Source organism: Methanobrevibacter arboriphilus (assembly GCF_019669925.1).
Classification (GTDB): Archaea; Methanobacteriota; Methanobacteria; order Methanobacteriales; family Methanobacteriaceae; genus Methanobinarius; species Methanobinarius arboriphilus_A.
Genome location: NZ_AP019779.1, coordinates 2,152,330 through 2,170,806, shown reverse-complemented (window position 1 = coordinate 2,170,806; position 18,477 = coordinate 2,152,330). Strand labels below are relative to the sequence as shown.

17 protein-coding genes are annotated in these 18,477 nt (G+C 23.5%); 4 read left to right on the top strand and 13 right to left on the bottom strand.

The genetic code is table 11. The annotated features are described in order from the left end of the window. Positions 1 to 279: 279 nt before the first annotated feature. The 9 genes from MarbSA_RS09480 to MarbSA_RS09440 all read right to left on the bottom strand — a co-directional run bounded on the left by MarbSA_RS09480 (position 280) and on the right by MarbSA_RS09440 (position 9,850). Entirely contained in the window at positions 280 to 2,367 is a 2,088-nt protein-coding gene (locus tag MarbSA_RS09480; protein WP_082398032.1) for a DEAD/DEAH box helicase, read from the bottom strand. 74 nt (positions 2,368 to 2,441) lie between these two features. Then, entirely contained in the window at positions 2,442 to 2,912 is a 471-nt protein-coding gene (gene moaC, locus MarbSA_RS09475; RefSeq protein ID WP_054835288.1) for a cyclic pyranopterin monophosphate synthase MoaC, read from the bottom strand. A gap of 388 nt (positions 2,913 to 3,300) precedes the next feature. Then, entirely contained in the window at positions 3,301 to 4,434 is a 1,134-nt protein-coding gene (locus tag MarbSA_RS09470; RefSeq protein ID WP_221061499.1) for a glycosyltransferase family 4 protein, read from the bottom strand. A 339-nt stretch (positions 4,435 to 4,773) separates the two neighbouring features. Beyond that, positions 4,774 to 6,021, bottom strand: a complete 1,248-nt coding sequence (cbiD, locus tag MarbSA_RS09465; protein WP_221061498.1) for a cobalt-precorrin-5B (C(1))-methyltransferase CbiD — start codon at positions 6,019 to 6,021, stop codon at positions 4,774 to 4,776. 421 nt (positions 6,022 to 6,442) lie between these two features. After that, on the bottom strand, positions 6,443 to 6,688 hold the full coding sequence (locus MarbSA_RS09460) for an MJ0307 family thioredoxin (protein WP_042703529.1): 246 nt from the start codon (positions 6,686 to 6,688) through the stop codon (positions 6,443 to 6,445). Between the two features lie 543 nt (positions 6,689 to 7,231). Continuing rightward, a complete protein-coding gene (locus MarbSA_RS09455; RefSeq protein ID WP_054835510.1) occupies positions 7,232 to 7,753 on the bottom strand; it encodes a DUF308 domain-containing protein in 522 nt (173 codons plus the stop codon). A gap of 416 nt (positions 7,754 to 8,169) precedes the next feature. Next, complete coding sequence (locus MarbSA_RS09450; RefSeq protein WP_221061497.1) at positions 8,170 to 8,685, bottom strand: DUF308 domain-containing protein; 516 nt, start codon at positions 8,683 to 8,685, stop codon at positions 8,170 to 8,172. Positions 8,686 to 8,930: 245 nt separating this feature from the next. Next, a complete protein-coding gene (locus MarbSA_RS09445; RefSeq protein ID WP_054835512.1) occupies positions 8,931 to 9,230 on the bottom strand; it encodes a DUF2098 domain-containing protein in 300 nt (99 codons plus the stop codon). Positions 9,231 to 9,625: 395 nt separating this feature from the next. Then, positions 9,626 to 9,850 carry a PRC-barrel domain-containing protein gene (locus MarbSA_RS09440; RefSeq protein ID WP_042703523.1) on the bottom strand — a complete coding sequence of 75 codons (225 nt, stop codon included), beginning with the start codon at positions 9,848 to 9,850 and terminating at the stop codon, positions 9,626 to 9,628. Between the two features lie 504 nt (positions 9,851 to 10,354). Between MarbSA_RS09440 and MarbSA_RS09435 the strand changes: the two genes are divergently transcribed. From MarbSA_RS09435 to MarbSA_RS09420, 4 genes are all read left to right on the top strand, one after another. Beyond that, positions 10,355 to 12,013: a tRNA uridine(34) 5-carboxymethylaminomethyl modification radical SAM/GNAT enzyme Elp3 gene (locus MarbSA_RS09435; protein WP_221061496.1), complete on the top strand. Its 1,659-nt coding sequence runs from the start codon at positions 10,355 to 10,357 to the stop codon at positions 12,011 to 12,013. Positions 12,014 to 12,410: 397 nt separating this feature from the next. After that, positions 12,411 to 13,124 (top strand): deoxyribose-phosphate aldolase, encoded by a 714-nt coding sequence (gene deoC / locus MarbSA_RS09430; protein WP_221061495.1) that lies wholly within the window; start codon positions 12,411 to 12,413, stop codon positions 13,122 to 13,124. 139 nt (positions 13,125 to 13,263) lie between these two features. Next, on the top strand, positions 13,264 to 13,614 hold the full coding sequence (locus tag MarbSA_RS09425) for a hypothetical protein (protein ID WP_221061494.1): 351 nt from the start codon (positions 13,264 to 13,266) through the stop codon (positions 13,612 to 13,614). A 485-nt stretch (positions 13,615 to 14,099) separates the two neighbouring features. Next, entirely contained in the window at positions 14,100 to 14,351 is a 252-nt protein-coding gene (locus MarbSA_RS09420; RefSeq protein WP_042703517.1) for a hypothetical protein, read from the top strand. Between the two features lie 289 nt (positions 14,352 to 14,640). On the opposite strand, the gene MarbSA_RS09415 is transcribed toward MarbSA_RS09420, so the two are convergent. From MarbSA_RS09415 to cofH, 4 genes are all read right to left on the bottom strand, one after another. After that, positions 14,641 to 15,363, bottom strand: a complete 723-nt coding sequence (locus MarbSA_RS09415; protein ID WP_054835948.1) for a pseudomurein-binding repeat-containing protein — start codon at positions 15,361 to 15,363, stop codon at positions 14,641 to 14,643. Positions 15,364 to 15,990: 627 nt separating this feature from the next. Continuing rightward, positions 15,991 to 16,194, bottom strand: coding sequence for a hypothetical protein (locus MarbSA_RS09410; RefSeq protein WP_054835496.1), 204 nt, complete (start codon positions 16,192 to 16,194; stop codon positions 15,991 to 15,993). Positions 16,195 to 16,274: 80 nt separating this feature from the next. Then, on the bottom strand, positions 16,275 to 16,946 hold the full coding sequence (locus tag MarbSA_RS09405) for a DUF4332 domain-containing protein (protein ID WP_054835497.1): 672 nt from the start codon (positions 16,944 to 16,946) through the stop codon (positions 16,275 to 16,277). A gap of 213 nt (positions 16,947 to 17,159) precedes the next feature. Then, positions 17,160 to 18,281 carry a 5-amino-6-(D-ribitylamino)uracil--L-tyrosine 4-hydroxyphenyl transferase CofH gene (gene cofH, locus MarbSA_RS09400; RefSeq protein ID WP_221061493.1) on the bottom strand — a complete coding sequence of 374 codons (1,122 nt, stop codon included), beginning with the start codon at positions 18,279 to 18,281 and terminating at the stop codon, positions 17,160 to 17,162. Positions 18,282 to 18,477: the final 196 nt, after the last annotated feature.

Genomic DNA, 18,477 nt, shown 5'->3' with positions numbered 1-18,477 from the left:
ATATCCTTTTATTATAATATGTATAATATATTATAATAAATATTTGATAATCATTAGTAAGATTAAATCTTGAAAAACTCATTACAAAAATAGGTTATAATAAAATTAAATAAACAAAAAAAAAATGATAAAAAATGATAAAAAATACCTAAAAATAAAAATAAATAAAAATAGTTAAAAATAATTAAAAATAATTAAAAAATAAATCATAGCCAGATTGTATTACAAAATTAAATAAAATTGGATTATATTACTATTATATTAATTAGCCTAATTTAATCAAATATCATAAGTTTCTGAAAATATTTTTATTTTTTCAGCTAATTTTGGACCTATACCTTCTACATTTTGTAGTTGTTTTAGAGAATAAGGTCTAAGATCTTCACCAAAAGTATCTACCAATGCTCTGGCCCGTTTTCTTCCAAGACGTTTAACACCAAGGACAAGAGTGATTAAATCTTCTTTTACACCATAATATAGTCTTGCAGATATATAATCTAAATCTTTAGAGTGATTATATTTTCCTATAGCTTCGAAAATATTTTTAAGGAATTTAACAAGTAAAGAAGCTTCATAAGCAGATCTTCTACTAGATGCAGAGTAAACATTATAAGCATTTTCAATCTCATACTCATTTCTCTCATCAATCCATTCAATTAAAGCAACAGTTGTGGCTTCAGGATTACCAATATTTACAGCAAATAAACCTTTTTTAGCCATCATTTCTCTTACAGGTTCTTTACTTTTTCTACTTTTAAATGAAATTAATGGTAAATCTGGAGTAGATGCAAGATGATAAATAAGCTGATTTAAATCAATACTTTCAACCTGTAATGCATATTCTTTTAGTTTAACAGCTGTTTCAACGGAATAATTTGATTTAGCTATTAGATTACCAAATGGAGTTGCACTTAATCCACTTGGAGTAGCCTGTATAATTCCGTTCTTAAGTAAAAACTCTAATGCAGATTCAATTTCAAACTTTAATGAATCATCAGCAAAAAGAGCCATTGAAGGATTATTGCTCATTTGATAGCCATAAAAAGTCATCTTAAAAAAATCTTGAATCTCTTCAGGAGTTTTAGATAAATTTGAAGCAATTTGAGCTATAATTTGCTTATAAATTGCATCCTTATTTTCAATTAGTTTAGAGTTAGTAGTTTCAACTTCACCATAAACATATCTTTCTTGTAAATCATATGCTTCATCTAATGATTTAGCTATAAGGTAAGAAAATCCCACATCATCATACTGAGGTCTTCCAGCTCTTCCAGACATCTGTTCATAATCAAAAACAGGAATAGCTTGAGGACCTTGAGAAGTCCAACGAGTATAATCCCTAATAATAACAGACCTTGAAGGTAAATTAACACCATACATTAAACTAGGAGTAGCTGCAATCATTAAAAGATTACCCTCTCTAAATTCTTCTTCAATAATCTCTTTTTGTTCATTGAAAAGACCAGCATGATGAAAAACAGCACCATTTTCTGCAGATTCTGCTAATTTCAAACAAGTGGAAGTTGGCCTTGATCCTTTTTTCTTAGGAACCTCTAAAATAGCTTCAGCTACTTTTTTAAACCTTTTTTTCTGTTCTGAAGTGATTTTTCTTTTTATTTTACCTGCAACAAAATTTGCTAAACTTTCTGTAAATAATCTAGTTGAAACAAAACTTAAAGCTTGAGAATTATCTTCAATTGCTTTTTCAACAATTTTTACAACAACTTCATTCTTATTACTAGTGTTAAACATTTCTGTGTTTAAAACTTCCTTGTTCAATGGTACTGGGCGATAATCATGCTCAACTATTTTAGCATCTAACCACCCTTCAATTTCTTCCATATTCTGTAATGTAGCTGATAAAGCAACAATTCTAAGGTTTGGATTGATTATTTTAGCTCTTGTAATAGCACATTCAAGAGTAGGTCCTCTAGAATATTCTCCAATCATATGAAATTCATCAATAATTAATGTATCCACATCACGAAGCGTATCCCATGAAAAACGGGTTAATGCATCGAAAGATTCAAAAACCATTACAGATAAATCAGAAGAGTTTGGGTGTTTTCCTACTTTAATCCCATGATTTTCAAATTTTTTAAATTCTTTAACTTTCTCATTTTGTATTGAAATTAATGGTGCTGCATAGACAGCTTTTCCACCATTTAATATAGATTTTAATGTAGCCATGACTCCAAGAACTGTTTTTCCACTAGCGGTTGGAATAGCTATCACATAATTATCTTTAGTTTCCAAATATCCTGATTCAATCACATGTTTTTGAGCTGGATTAAATTCTTTAATATAAGGATAACAGTCCTTTATGATTTCTTTAATTTCTTTAGGTAAATTTTCCATAATAATCAATCAATGAATATAATTTTTATTATAATCTTAGCTCTAGATTAATATTAATTTTTAGTCTAATATTTGTTAAAAAATTAGATTTTTTCTTTTTTAATCACACAAATATCTGTAATTGAAGTATCAGGATATTGACCATCTGAATCCTTTTCAACAGCTTTAACCATATCCCATATAGTTAAAAGACCTAAACTAACACCAGTAATAGCTTCCATTTCAACACCAGTTTGACCAAGAGAATTTACACTTACAGTACATATGATCTCGGTACTTTTAACTTCAAAATCTACTTCTATTCCAGTAAGATTTAAAGGATGACAAAGAGGAATCATAGAAGAAGTATTTTTAACACCTTGTATAGCAGCTATTTGAGCAGTTGTTAAAACATTTCCTTTTTTAATCTTTTCATTTTCAATCATAGCTATTGTCTTTTCTTGAAGATTTATTTTCCCAGTAGCTATTGCTTTCCGTCTTTGATGATTTTTATCACCGACTTCAACCATGTGAACTCCTTTTTCTGTTAAATGTGTGAATTCTTCCTTTGACATTTAATCAACCTATAAAAACTTTTTAATAAAAATTTTAATAATAAATTTAATAATGATTTTAATAATAATTTTAATATTAACCTTAATACTAATCCCAATAAATAATTTTAGCAATAGTTTTTTATATTATCTAAAATATATTTTATAAGTATTATTTTATTTATTAATACTATTATATTTATAAATATTACTTTAAACAATATCACTTTAAATATTAATGCTATTTTTTATAAGTATTATTTTATTTATTAATACTATTTTATTTATATTTATTACCCAATATATTTATACTTGTTCTAATTTTATTCTTATCGTATATATTATTCTCAAAATTATTATTATTATTATTATTATTATTATTCTCAAATTATTTCTTATTTGAAAAATATTAATAATAAGGAATATCAACTTCTGAAAAATCCATTGCCCTATCTCGAGCATTAGATTGAAATTTTTCTCTTAATTTTTTGTCAGACAGAATTAAATCAATTGAATTAGCTAATCCTTTAGAATCAGTAGGCTCAACAAGTAAACCAACGTCATCAGTTATAATTTCCTTTATTCCACCAACATTACTACCTATAACAGGTTTTCCACAAGCTAAAGCTTCAATTAAAACTAAGCCAAAACTTTCTGAATAAGAAGGAAGAATTAAAAGATCTGAACTTTGAATTACGTTAGCTATATCATTTCTAGCACCAGTAAAGATAACATCTTCAACATTTTCTACCTTAACTTTTTCTTTCAAGCTGTTTAAAAGAGGACCATCACCAACAACAACCAAAACACAACCAGATTTTAGTTGTTTTTTTGCATCTATTATAGTAGCTACATTCTTTCTTTTAATAATATTACCTACAAAAAGAATAATAGGCTTGTCTTTAGGAATATTAAGCTCATTTTTAAAATTATAATTTGAATTATTCTTTGAGTGATGATCTGAATCATTATTAGCTATTTTAAACTCATTAATATCAACAGTATTCCAGTTTAATCTAACTTTTCTTTCTATATTTGGAATATTAGTTTTTAAAATTTCCTCTTTTAATGATTCACTAACTGCCAATACTACGTCTGCTCTTTTTAAGACAAATCGAATGATAGGTCTCATAAATTTATGCTGAGGATATAAACAAAACATATCAGAACCATGAGAAGTTACATAAACTTTCTTTTTAGTGAACATTCCTCCTAAAACAGCTATTAACCCTGCAGGATAAAGATAATGTCCATGAATAATATCAATATTATATTTTCGAACAATACGAATCAGATTTATGGTTCCAAAAAGAACATAAAACAAGCTTCTAAGACCAGGAATATTAATTCCTCTAGTTCCTATAACTTTAATTCCATTATTATCCATATAATCTTTATTAACTTCATTTTTAATATCTTTATGAGGATAAGTAATCACAAATACTTCTTCTCCATTTTTAAGAAGTTCTTTAGATAAACTATTAATATGTACTCCAACACCTCCAATATGAGGTGGAAATTGACCGACCATAGCTATTTTCATTTTTTATCCTCTACAAACAATTCATTTTTATAATTTCATTATTATAAATAATAATTTTTTTCCTAGGTTTTGAAAAGTAATAATTTAAGTATATAAATTATATTCATATTGATTTATTATAATTATATCTAATTTAATTATAATTATATCAATTAGATGTATAAACTAATAATATACTTAATATTTTTAGATATATGATAATTTTTATAGGATAATTTTTATAAAAAATTCTAATATTATATTATAATAGATTATATTAATTATTATAATATTTTTTATATTTAATTTAGAAAATATCTAAAAAATTAGAATTTAATAATCTAAATTAGAATTTAATATTTATATTTTTGAATTTAGCTGATTTCCTTCCATATCAACTAAAATCACATTAACATCCATATCAGCTCTTTCTAAACATCTTTCTTTAATAGCTAAGCTAATGCTATTTAGTACCTTTTTATTAATATTCTTATCTTTAAGAATATCAATCATTCCTTCGGTAGTTTTTGAATCAAAAATTGATTTAATGGTTTCTGTATCTGCACCACACAATCCTGCATGAGTAGCTATTATTTCTCTTCTTCCATCAGCAATACTATGTTTAGTATTGAAAATACCTCCAGCTACCTTAACAAGCTTTCCAATATGACCAAACAGGGTGATTTTATCAATTTCTCTTTTTTTAGCTTCTTCAAGCATAAAACCAATATAATTCCCTGTTTGAACAATTTGATCTTTCTTAACCTTTTTATTATCTTTAAGATTTAAATCTCTAAGGGCTAATTTTTCCCCAATATTACCTGGAACAAAAACAATTTCATCTTTTTTATACTTTCCTTCATCTATTAAAGCTATAGCCATATCGAGTTGACAAAGAAGAGAATCTTTATAAGCTTTTGTTGACATTGCCCTAGCTATGCCAGTAGTTCCAAGAATAGAAATCCCTCCAATAATCCCTAGTTTAGGATTCATTGTTTTTTTAGCTATTTTTTCACCTTCTGGAACAGAAATTATAACTTTAGCTATTTTTCCATCAGGAACAAGACCAGCTAAATTTTTTTGAATCATATCCAATGGAACAGGATTTATTGCTGATTCACCAACTGGAATTTGAAGGCCTGGTTTAGTTATAGTTCCGACACCAAAGCCACCTTCAACAATAACCTTATTCTCAATCTTCTCATCAATATCTAAATTATTAGTATCCATGATCTTCTTATAAGTATCTCTTTTATAAATATCACTTTTATAAATATTTCTTTTATAAATCTCTTTTTTATCAATTAATTCAACCGAAGAAATTATTTTTAAATTAACAGTAACATCTGGATCATTATAAGGATATTTAACTCCAATTGTTTCTGCTTTATTTTCATTTATTAGTTCACATTTTTCAATATCAACATCAAGTTCCTCAAAAGGAGTTATAATTTTAACAATATTAAATTCCTCATTAGAATTAATAATCTTTTTAATAGCTGCAAGTGAAGTAGCTGTAGCTATACTTCCAGTAGTTAATCCATAATCAACATTAGAGTGAGTATAATCATTTTTATCAAATTGATTTTCTTTTTCATAGTTATTCATAAAAACAGCTACATTAAATTATTTTAATAAAAATTAAGTATCTACAACCAATTCATATATTAATCAAAATATCAAGTCATATATTCATAATATTAATCCATATATTCAACAATATCTTTATCAATAATGATATTTAAAATAATTGAAAAATATATGAGGATACAATATAAAAGCAGAAAAAATATTTAAAAATATTATTTAAAAATATTAATAAAAAATATTATAAAAAGATCTAAAAATATAAAAATAACATACCAATAAAAACTCAGAAAAATAAAATTAAAAAATCGACATAGTTAAAAAAATAAGATTAACTTAGAGAAGTTAATATAATCAATAAAAATTATAAGAATAAAAATAAAAAAGAATTATAAGAATAAATAAATTAATATAAATTAAATAATTGAATAATTGTCTTAAATTATTGTTTTAATTTAGCCATTAATTCATTTTTACTTGGTGCTCCTACAAATTCAACAACACCATTAATAGCTATAGCTGGAACTGCCATTATCCCATAATCAACAGCTCTTTGTCTATCAGTCATTATATTAATAACCTCTACTTCCATTTCGTCCCCAATTTCATTTTTTGCTTCTTCTACAACTTGTTCAGCCATTGGACAATAAGGACAACTTGGAGATGTGAATACTTCTACTTTTAACATTTTTAATCCTCCGAATGTATTATATTAAATAAGATATAAATATGATTAGAATTACTAAATATAATTAAAATACCCTATTATTTATTATAGGATAATTTTTTATTAAGAAATTCTTTATTAATTGAATGATCTTTTAAATTATCTAATAATAATTTGTTAAATTATGATTTTTTATGATTATATTATGGATTAATAATCAATAATATACATCTAATTATATCAGTCTAAATTTATCATTAAATAATTAATATCAACAATTATCTTAACTTAGGATTGTTAATATTAACAATATAAATATGTTTTTATTAATATTTAAAATTTTTGATAGCTAATAAAGTTTGAAATTTAAAAGTTTATAAAAAAGTCAAAAAATAAGAAAAATAAATAAATTTTATTATCTCTCTTAAAAAATCAATACAAAACTAAAAATTAAAAGTTAAGAATTATATATAAAAAAATAAAAAGAGAGGAAAAATATTTGAATAAAAAATTTACAATCAAAACAATAAATAATGAATAATAAATAATTAAATAACAGAAATTTTAATCGTCCAGTTGATCAACATCATCTACTTGATCAAAATTTCCCATAGCAATAGCAATTCCATCGATAAGTAAGCTAATACCTAAAATTATAGATACATAGATTGGGCTTAGTAATGCGAAATATCCAAGGATTATAGTGATAATACCTAATAAAGCCATTAAAGCTGCAGATGCTTTTGTCATCATTATGCTTCTGGTGAATAAACCTACAATACCAGATAATAATAACATAAAACCAACTATATATAAGTATAATCCCACTAAAAGGTCAAATATCAATATATTTCCTAAAAGAATTATCCCTACAATAATACCAAAAATACCCAATATTACATGAGCAATAGAACTTCCTTTACTTATTGACCATAAGTTTGATCCAAGAATGATATAATAAATACCTAAAATTAAAATCCCAATTCCAGCTATAATAGATAAAACAAACTGACTCACAAATGGGAAAATCATAATTATAAGACCAAGAATAATTGCCACTATTCCTACAACACTTTTATTTTCCATATAAACACCTTCATTAATATAATCAATATATATACAATATAGTTATATATTAATCCCCTCTAATAACACAAATAATATGTATATTTATATTTAATGCTCTTAATAAATGTTTCCATGAGAAATGTATAAAATGAAACAAGGAAAAAAGAGAAATTTTTAAATAATAAAATTCAGAAGATCAAAAGATATGAATTAAAAAATGGATTAAAAATGATTAAAAATTAGATAAAAAATAAAAAAACAATCAAAAAACAATCAACATAAATAAAAAAAATAATTAAAAAGATATAGTTAAAAAATAGCTAAAAATATAGATTAAAAATGATTAAAAAATAATTTAAAAAATAAAATAAAATTTAATTTAAAAAACAAATTAAAATAACGTCTAAAAAATAAAAATTTAAGAACTAATCTTTTTATTTTTCTTCAGAACCAATCTTTTTATCTTTTGATTCTAAAATTAAAGAAATTCCTTCAATCATCAAAGCTATTCCAATGATGAGTGCTAAGTATAATGGATTTTCAAATATTAAATTAGCAAAAATTAAAAGAACAATACCAAATATAAAGAACAATAATGAAGATATTTTTGACATATTCTTTTCATTATTAATTATTCCAGCTATACCAAATATTATCATTAGAAACCCAATTATATACAATAAGAAGCTAGAAGTAAATAAGAATAGTGGGAAATTACCTGTTAAAACAAGTCCAAAAAAGAATGCAAATAATCCAACTAAAACATACAAAACACAGGTTGCTTTATTTTCATTCCAATGTTGAATACCCCTAATTATCCAATAAATAGCTAAAATACAGACCGACAAACCAGAAGCAACTACAAGAAATCCAACACTAAGAAGAGGAAATGCAATTACTATAATCCCAAGAATAAATGCTATTATTCCTATAAGTATTTTATTTTCCATTATTTCACCATATAAATATAAAATATTATAAATTAAACCATCAAATAAGAAATATAAATCAATGAAAATATAAGTAGATAAGAAATACAAGTAAGAAGTATAACTAAATTAAATTTAAATCAATTCAAATATAAGTAACTGAGAATATAAATAAATGAGAAATGTAACTAAATGAGAAAATAAAATTAATTAATTAAATATAATTAATTAAAAAATAATAAATTAAAAGGTTAAATAATAATAAATTAACCTCCCCCTTCAGCACCACCAGAAGTTAATGAAGGTTCTTCAAAATCACGATTTCTTTCTTTAAGCTCATCAACATTAAATTTTTTATCTTTGAAATCTTTATCTTTAATGTTATCTTCATCAACAATTTCAATTACATCTTCAGAATACCATAGATTTGGTTCTTCCATTTTAGCCCAACCAATGTCTTCTTCATCAGTTTTTAAATCTACAACTTTACCAATGGTTCCAGTTCCAGTATAACGAATATAAAAACCAATTTCGATAGTTTTTCCTCTTGCATCTTTAATGTTCATAAAATCCCAACTAAAAGTCAAATTAATCATAAATTAGTCGTATTATTAAAATTAATATAGGTTAATATAATCTAATATAAGATAATCTAAAATAATTTAAGTTATGTAATAAGATAGATATGTAATTAATATAATTAATGTAAGTTAATATAAATTAATATAAAATAATATAAAATAAAAATCAGTTAAATATTAAGGTTTTAATTAAATAATAAGCTTTAAATAAGTAATAAAGCTTAAATAAATAAAAACTTAACTAAATAACAATTAACTAGATAAAAACTTAGTTAAATAATAAAATTTAGCTAAATAATAAGATCTAACTAGATAATAAGATTTAACCATATAATAATCATAATTCTAATTTTCTATTTTAAATGATTTTATTTTAAGAATTATTTATTCTCAATATTTATTTTCAATAAAACATAATCCCCAATACTTTTAATGTTGTCAAAATGAACTAAAACTTCATCATGAGACAAAATGTTTTTCTTTAAAGAAACAGCTATCTTATTTATTTGACCGCTTGTTTCATTAAAATCAACATCAGTAACTTTTCCAATGTCCATTGCATCAATATCCAGTACTTGCATTCCTAATAAGTCTTTAATTCTCATTTAATCCCTCCGAAATAATAAAAAATACTAAAAGTTACTAACTTACTAAAAAGATATTAAAGAATTACTAAAAAATCAATTATTAAATTGATAGATTATAATATCAATATCATCAATAATTTCTTAATATCAATATTTTTGGGTTAATAATACTATCTTTGCAATATATTTGAATATCTTTATAATATTTTATAATATTATTTTATAATAATCTCTTTTTTGTAATAATACCTTTTTTATATAATAATTATAATAAATATTGTATTAAAAAATATATATAATTATCTATATTATCTAAAAAAATATCTAAAAAAGTTATTAAAACTAAAAAATCAAACAAAAAATCAAATAAAAATTTTAAAAATATTTAAGAAACAGATTTTAATAATAATAAAAACATAATAAAAACTATTAGACATATGAAAAATTCAATGCATAATAATTGATATAAATTTTTACATAAAAAATAAAGCTAATTAAAATGGGAAATAATGGAGAATAGCTATGGAAAAAGCATGTCAAATTATAATTAATGAAATTATAAATGGAAAAATAGTTACAAGGCGTGATTTAGAAATAGCTAAAAGAAAAGTTTGTAGAGATTATGATCTACCTAAGTTCATGAGTAATACTGAAATTTTAGAATGTACAACAGATGAAGAAAGGGAAATAGTATCAAATGTTCTTAGAAAGAAGCCTACAAGAACTATATCTGGAGTAGCTATTGTTGCAGTTATGTGCCATCCTCATGAATGTCCACATGGAAGATGTTTTTATTGTCCAGAAAGTGATGTTGCACCTCCTAGCTATACTGGAGAAGAACCAGCAGCACTTAGAGCTAGAATGTTTAAATTTCATCCATATGATCAAACATATAATCGACTTAAACAGTTGTCTACAGTAGGACACCCCATAGATAAGGTAGAACTAATAATAATGGGAGGAACATTTCCTTCAAGAGAATCATCATACCAAGAATGGTTTATATCACAATGTTTAAAAGCAATGAATGATTTTGGAGGTAACTCTAAAAAGAATAGTTCTAAAAAAGATGATTTTAAAGAAGATAGTTTTAAAAAGGTTAAAACATATCCTCCATATGATTATGTTCTACTCGAAGATGTTCAAAAAGCTAATGAAGATGCAAAAGTTCGTTGCATAGGAATGACATTTGAAACAAGACCAGATTTTTGTAAGATAGAAGATGTAAATAGAATGCTTAAAATGGGAGTTACAAGAGTAGAACTTGGAGTTCAAACCTTATATGATGACATATATGAAAAAATGGAAAGAGGCCATACAATACAAGATGTTATAAATGCAAATCAGATACTTAGAGATTCTGGAATTAAAGTAGCTATGCATCTTATGCCAGGATTACTCCAAACTCCTGATGAAGATTATGAAATGTTTAAAAAATTATTCAAAAATCCAAACTTTAAACCAGATATGTTAAAAATTTACCCTTGTCTTGTAACAAAAGGAAGTAAATTATATGATTTATGGAAAAAAGGAGAATATACCCCCTATACAGATGAAGAAGCTGTAAATTTAATTGTTAAAATTAAGAAAATTCTTCCAAAATGGGTAAGAACAATGCGAATCCAAAGAGATATTCCAGCTAAACTAATAGAAGCAGGAGTGAAAAAATCAAACCTTGGAGAACTTGTTTATAATAAACTTGAGGAAGAAAAAGTAAACTGTAAATGTATAAGGTGCAGAGAGATAGGTCATAAAATAAATAAATCAAAAAAAGACTTAAAATTAAATTATAATGATTTTAAACTATTTAAAGAGGAATATGAAGCTACTGAAGGTAAAGAAATTTTCTTATCTTTTGAAGAGGATACAGAAGAAACCATAGCTGGCTTTTTAAGATTAAGATTCCCCTCAGAGAAAGCTCATAGAAAAGAAATTACAAAATCAACAGCAATAGTTAGAGAACTTCATGTTTATGGAAATATGCTAGAAATAGGATCAAAAGGAAAAAATATTGGTCAGCACACAGGTTTTGGAGAAAAACTCCTTAAAAAAGCTGAACAAATAGCTATTGAAAATAGTAAAGATAAAATGGTAATAATTAGTGGAATAGGAGCTAGAAATTATTATCGTAAGTTTGGATATGAGTTAGAAGGTCCTTATATGGTAAAAAAATTAATATAATTTAATATAATTTAATATAAGATATTATAAATTAAATATAAATTAATATAGATCAATATAAACTAATATAAACTAATATAAACTAATATAGACTAATATAGACTAATATAGACTAATATAGACTAATATAAATCGATATAAGCTATTATAAATTAATATGCATTATATAAATTATTATGAACTAATACAAAATATTATAAATTGTTATAATTATCATAATTATTAATATAATTTGATTTTAATGATAATTAAAAATATAATTATAATAAATATAATAAAAATAATTAAAAATAAAAATAATAAGGCAAATTCTATTAAAAATAAAAATAATAGATCTGATTAAATAAAAATAATAAGATAAATCTGATTGAGAATAAATAAAGTAGGTGTGATAATTATGATGAAAATAAATTCTTCTGAAGAGTTAGCTATTAAAATAGAGCATACAAATCTAAATAATCTTGCAAAAAAAGAAGACATAGAACATTTAACTAAAAAAGCTAAGGAATATGGCTTTTGCGCAGTTGTTGTATCTCCATATTTTGTTGAATATGCAAAAAATCTTTTAAAAGATACTGAAATTAAAGTAGTAACAGTAGTAGGTTTTCCTTTAGGATTTACATCCCCTGAATCAAAAGAAAAAGAAGCAGAAATAGCTATAAATTCTGGAGCAGATGAAATAGATATGGTTGTTAATATTCAAGCTTTTAAATCTGAAGACTATGACACAGTAACTAAAGAAATTGAAATGGTAAGAAAAGTAACTGATGGCAAAATCCTTAAGGTCATAATAGAAGCTGAACATTTAAATGATGAAGAAATCATTAAAATAAGTGAAATAATCAGAGATGCAGGAGCAGACTATATAAAAACATCAACCGGAATGAGTGGACAAAGTCCAAAAGCTGCAAACATTGTTTTAATGAGAAAAATTGCCCCAAATATTAAAGTCAAAGCTTCTGGAGCAGTAAAAGATTATAAAACTTCAATTAGATTAATTAGTTCAGGAGCTGATAGAATAGGAACATCTTCTGGAGACCTAATCATTGAAGAGTACAAAAGAATTTATGACAAACAACTAATGGATGGCCCAAAGGGGTTTATGAAATAAACATGGGACATGATAAATATTAAACATAAAATAAGCTATATAAAAATATAGATTATATGAGGACATTATATAAAGATATTATTAAAGATATTTATAAGATAAATATTACACATTAAAAATATAAAAAGTATGTGAAAAAATGGATAATCATCATAAAAAAACATATTCAATATTTTTTAATGGTGAAACCTTAGAACTGAAATTAATATTGAGTTTAGAGGGCCCTAATGTAATGTATTTTACAAAATATAAAGCATTGTTTAATTCTGATGAGTGGGAGACAATTAACTTAATAGAAGGAGATTTAATCCCCCTTATAAATCAATTAGACGAAATTAATAGAAATAATAAAATGAAAAAATATGAAGAATTTCGAGAGAAATTAAATAGTATTTGGGAAACTTATCTTTTAGAAAGAGAAGCTATAAGATTAAAGATAAATCGAGAAAAAAATTTCAACAATGGAATAATAATCAAAAGAATAAAATAAATAAAATGAATAATATTCCAATATTATAGCATTATATGTTATAATAATATTGAGCTTTATAAAATAATATACATTTCATCCATAATAACGTAAATTTCATTTATAAATAACATTAATATCTTTATTTTAGTAACATATCTAATTTAATAATATGTTTACTTCAATCAGTATATTTACTTTAAATATTTATTTTTACATAAAATTTATATTGATTTTAGTTTTATATTTCAAATTTTTTATTTGATTTTTTAGTTTTAATAACTTTTTTAGTGAATTTTTTAATAAATCTTTTAATAAATTTTTTAATAAATTTTTTAGTATAATTTATTTCAGTATAATTTTTTAATTTATAGTATAGATCTTTAGTTTAACATTAATATTGATAGGTATTAAAAATAATTTAAAAAATTATTAAAGTAATGAAAACAAATAATAATATTATATTATAAAAACAATCAATAATATTATAAATATTTGGTGAGAATATGAGTGAAGAAGTAGGTAAAGGAAAAGTAATCGATGTTATGAACAACTATAACATATCAGACATTGTTGTGAAAGGAAAATTCTTTACAGCAAAATTAGATGATAAAAATGACTTTGATAAAGTCAAAAAGCTTGGGAAGTTTGATGTTAAATTGAATAGTGGAAGGATGTTATTTGATTGTGAAATTGATAATCAAACTTTATCTGAGGAGGGATGTATAATCCGAGGATACTTCGTAAAGTTCGAATAAAAAAGTATTATACTTATTCAACAATTTTTTTAATTATCATTTATCTTTTTACTGTTTTTACTACTTTTACTGCTTTTACTGTTTTTACTTTTCTACCTTATTTAGTATTGTTTTTCTTTTAATTTTTATAAAAATAAGCATGAAATTTAGTAATATTAATTATTTAATTAAAAATTATTTTTAATAAAATAAGTATATAATAAAATAAGTAGATTTTTATCACTTTTAAAAAAAATAAAAAATAAATAAATTTTAGTTTTATTAAATACTACTTTATACTCAACTAACATCAATAAACAGGTAAATAATTATTAATTGAATGACTAGAAGCAATATTAATAGTCACATAATTAGGTAACCTACCATTATCCAATTGAAATGCTAATATTAAAGAATACATATATATCACAGTTTGGTACTGCATATTCCCTAAAGAAGTACTAAGATAATTAGGTGCCCTACCATTACTATCCATAAAACTCACAATAGATTGAGCATAAGCATAGTGATTAGCTTTAGTTATTTGCCCATTAATAGAAACACCAGTAGGAGAAGTAGGATTAGAATAATAATTTGAATATATATCAGTAATTATACCATTATTAAAATTAATAGTAGTTTTTGCTAATACATATAAAAAATCAGGCATAGACAAATTATAGTATCCAGTTTGACTATAAACAGTCACATAATTTGGTAATCTACCATTAACATCCACAAAGTTTTTAACTCTTGAGGCAGCATCCGCAATTCCATACATACCAAGTCGCCTAGTTGCAGTAACTTCACTAGATGAAGTATCCTTATTACTTTCCACAACTGGAGCATTTTGAATATCTTCACTACTATTTTCTGTTTCTTCAACTAAGTTTAAATCTTCATTAATATCATCATTTTCAATATCAATTGCTTCATCAGTATTGTTCATTTCCTCTGCATATATAGGAGATATACTAATTAAAGTAATTACTAATATCCCAATTAATGATATTTTCATTTTAAAATTTAACATATTTTCACCCCCGAATAAATTAATAAATTAATAAATATTTATTACATAATTTTATATTAATATTAACTAAATGTTAATATAATATAAATATATAATAACTCATATCTAAAACTATATATCAAATGATATATAAATATATAAGGAAATATAATTCTAAAAAATAAAAACATTAATATAACTAATTTAAAAAAATATTGAACCAGTAATCCAATAAAGATAAAATAATCTAATTAAAATAGTAATAATCAAATATATATAATTATACTCTTTATTAAGATATAATCTAAAAAATTAAACAAAATAATAATTTTTAATTTATATACTCAAAAAGTCATTCTTCAAGAAGACTAAAAACTAATCAAATGAAATTTAATTTTTATAAAATGAAATTGAAAAGTTTATATATTAGTATAATCTAATATAAAATTAGATGTTAAAATAAAAAATTTAACATCAAAAAATAATGTTCCCAATTAATAAAAAATATAAAAATATTATTTATTTTTTAAAGTATTTTTTAAAAGTTTCCTCTTATCAATTAAAACATACTCTCAGTCATGGAAAAGTTTATTGGGAACATAATTTTCATATAAATAATTAATACTAATTTTAAAATAAGTCAATATTCTAAAAAATAATATGAATATCAGTATTATCATCTTCATTTTCACCAAGATCACATATAATATCCACATACAAAATAAAATAAAATAAGATAAAATAAGATAAGATAAGATAAGATAAGATAAGATAAAATTTGCATTCCACTTGTTTCATCTGTGCTTTAGCAATTTTCGTGCATTTGTTTTTTGCATAAAATACCAAAACCAATGAACTTTCACAATTTTAATTTCTTTTCATTCCTTTTAATATTGATTTTTTAAATTAGAATAATATATTTTCCCATAATTCTAGTTTTTAAAGTGTGTCATCAAATTAGCATAATCTATAACAAATTGCATATCTTTCAACCCTAATTTGGATTTGTAATACTTTTTTTCATCGTTTATTTTATTAACTTTCTCCAACATTTCTTCTTTCGTAGAACTAATAATATCATCTAAATTTTTATAACCTGCTTCATAAAATGTTACTGCTGCTAATGACCCAATACCATTGATTCTAACAAGACATGATAAAGAAAATAGACATTTAATCATCTCAACTGAAATATTTAATTCATCAGATATCATTTTTTCATTATTCTCTGATGTATAGTATTCATAAAAATTTTTTGTGTTTTTTATTCCTTTTTTATCTAAAGCAGAAATAGTATTGTTATCAATGATGGGAAAATCTTTAAATAGAATTCCTTTTCTGTTAAATATTCCTAATTCTCTCCTTAATATGTTCAAATATTCAGGTGATATCTTTGTTTCTTTAGATAATTTATCAATTTTCGTTTTTGTTAATATAGCTTGTTTTAAATCTGACAAATTTTTTAAACCACATCTTTCAAATATTTCAAAGTTATCGTCTATATTCTCATGTAATATTCGTCTACTTGGAATTAGATACTGATTCTTTAAAAAGATTTTATATTTTTGAATATCTATTTTCCTTAAATCCAAATTATATTTCATACTTTGTCCTCTTTTACATTATTATATAGGAATGTACTATTATAGGAATATACTATGAAAAATTTTTAAAAAAAATCATTTAAAAGAAATTATCTAAAAATAATGATTTTGAAAAACTTTAATTTTAAACTTTTATAAAAATTTTATAAAAATAAAAATCTTGATAAAGGATTTAATTAATAAAAAAATAACGATTTTAATTCCATTATTCATTTAATAATTAATGGGATAAAATTCTGTATATTTAGAATTTCTCTCAATAGGTAATCTACCAAGGTCTTTAACAATATTAGATAGCTGTTCAATAGAAGCATCAACACCATCTGGAGCTCCTGAAGCTTCAGATAATTCATCACCACCCAATGTTCCACCTAAATCATTGGCTCCAGCTGTTAAAGATATTTGAGCAAATTTAAAACCCATTTTAACCCAAGACACTTGTATGTTAGGTATTAAATCTCTAAACATTAATCTAGACACAGCATACAGTTTTAAGTCTTCTGTACCAGTTGCACCTAAATTTTTCCCTCCAGAATTATAAATTGGAGAGTATTCATACATAAAAGTCATTGGAATAAATTCAGTGAATCCTTTAGTTTCTAGTTGAATATTTCTTAAAATTTCTAAATGTTCAATACGTTCTTGGATATTTTCTACATGCCCATACATCATGGTAGCTGAACTTGGAATTCCAACATTATGAGCAGATTTTACAATATCTATCCATTTCGAAACATTTACTTTTGAAGGACAAATTAAATCTCTTGATCTATTTGTTAAAATTTCTGCTGCTGTTCCAGGTAAAGTATCTAATCCTGCTCTTTTTAAGACTTTTAATGAATCATCAACATCCATTTCAGATTTTAAAGAAGCATCATAAATCATTGTTGGAGAAAATCCATGGATTAAAACATTTGGAAATTCATTTTTTAATAGTTTAAGTAAATCTTCATAATATTCAATATTTGCATCAGGAAGAACCCCACCCATTAGACAAAACTCCCTAGCTCCATTTTCTACAGCTCGAGAAGCTTTATTTAATATTTCTTCATCAGTTAAAATATAAGCATCATGGTCCCCTAAATCACGCGCAAAAGCACAAAAACCACATTTAACAGTGCAAACATTGGTAAAATTAATATTGCAATTATTAATAAATGTTACATTATTGCCAACTATTTCTTTTCTTAAATAATCAGCTGTTGCAATTAAAGCAAATAAATCAGAACCACCAACATTGATTAAATAATTTGCATCTTCATAAGATATAGGTTCATCAAGAGCTTTATCTAAAATTTTTTTGGTTTTAAGAGAAATAGGCAACTTATCTAACATATCATATCACCTTATCAGAATTTCAATAATTATGATTAACTTATTTAACATATCTTTTTAAGATTAAATAAATTTTCGAATTAAATAATAATTTAATTAAATAAATAATAATTAATCAAGTGAATAATTTAATTAACTAAATAATTTAATTAAGTGAATAATTTGGAATTAAGTGAATAATTTAATTAAGTAAATA